We start from the raw sequence: 1,290 nt of genomic DNA, 5'->3' as shown, positions 1-1,290 counted from the left end.
ATACAGCCGTAATTCCAGCAGCAGACGTAACTAAGTCAGCAGCAGATGCAGGTAAAGCAAATGCAGGAAATGCAGTAAACACACCAGCAGCTAAGGTAGAAGTTAAAGATCCAGCTAACTTAACAGATGCTGAGAAGAAAGCGATCGAAGATAAAGTTAAAGCTGTAAATCCAGATGCAACAGTAGTTGTAGATGACAAAGGAAATGCGACAGTCACAACCCCAGAAGGTAAGACAGCTGTAATTCCAGCAGCAGACTTGACGAAAGATCCAGAAGCTGCAACTAAACCAAATGCAGGCAACGACATCGTTAAACCAGCAGATAAGACAGTAGTAGCAAATCCAGAAAAACTTACAGACGCTGAGAAGAAAGCGATCGAAGATAAAGTTAAAGCTGTAAATCCAGATGCAACAGTAGTTGTAGATGATAAAGGAAATGCAACAGTTACAACCCCAGAAGGTAAGACAGCTGTAATTCCATCAGCAGACTTGACAAAAGATCCAGAAGCTGCAACTAAACCAAATGCAGGTAACGACATCGTTAAACCAGCAGATAAGACAGTAGTAGCAAATCCAGAAAAACTTACAGACGCTGAGAAGAAAGCGATCGAAGATAAAGTTAAAGCTGTAAATCCAGATGCAACAGTAGTTGTAGATGATAAAGGAAATGCGACAGTCACAACTCCAGAAGGTAAGACAGCTGTAATTCCAGCAGCAGACTTGACGAAAGATCCAGAAGCTGCAACTAAACCAAATGCAGGTAACGACATCGTTAAACCAGCAGATAAGACAGTAGTAGCAAATCCAGAAAAACTTACAGACGCTGAGAAGAAAGCGATCGAAGATAAAGTTAAGGCTGTAAATCCAGATGCAACAGTAGTTGTAGATGATAAAGGAAATGCGACAGTCACAACTCCAGAAGGTAAGACAGCTGTAATTCCAGCAGCAGACTTGACGAAAGATCCAGAAGCTGCAACTAAACCAAATGCAGGTAACGACATCGTTAAACCAGCAGATAAGACAGCAGTAGCAAATCCAGAAAAACTTACAGACGCTGAGAAGAAAGCGATCGAAGATAAAGTTAAAGCTGTAAACCCAGATGCAACAGTAGTTGTAGATGATAAAGGAAATGCGACAGTCACAACTCCAGAAGGTAAGACAGCTGTAATTCCAGCAGCAGACTTGACGAAAGATCCAGAAGCTGCAACTAAACCAAATGCAGGTAACGACATCGTTAAACCAGCAGATAAGACAGCAGTAGCAAATCCAGAAAAACTTACAGACGCTGAGA

At 41.7% G+C, this 1,290-nt stretch carries 1 pseudogene; it reads left to right on the top strand.

Features of this window, described 5'->3' with window-relative positions:
* Positions 1-1,290: pseudogene (locus QM865_RS09100) on the top strand (hypothetical protein); the annotation flags it as partial.

Source organism: Streptococcus mitis, assembly GCF_047462815.1.
GTDB classification, from domain to species: domain Bacteria; phylum Bacillota; class Bacilli; order Lactobacillales; family Streptococcaceae; genus Streptococcus; species Streptococcus mitis_DO.
The sequence above is the reverse complement of the archived record's forward strand: the minus strand, read 5'-3'. Positions and strand labels throughout refer to the sequence as shown.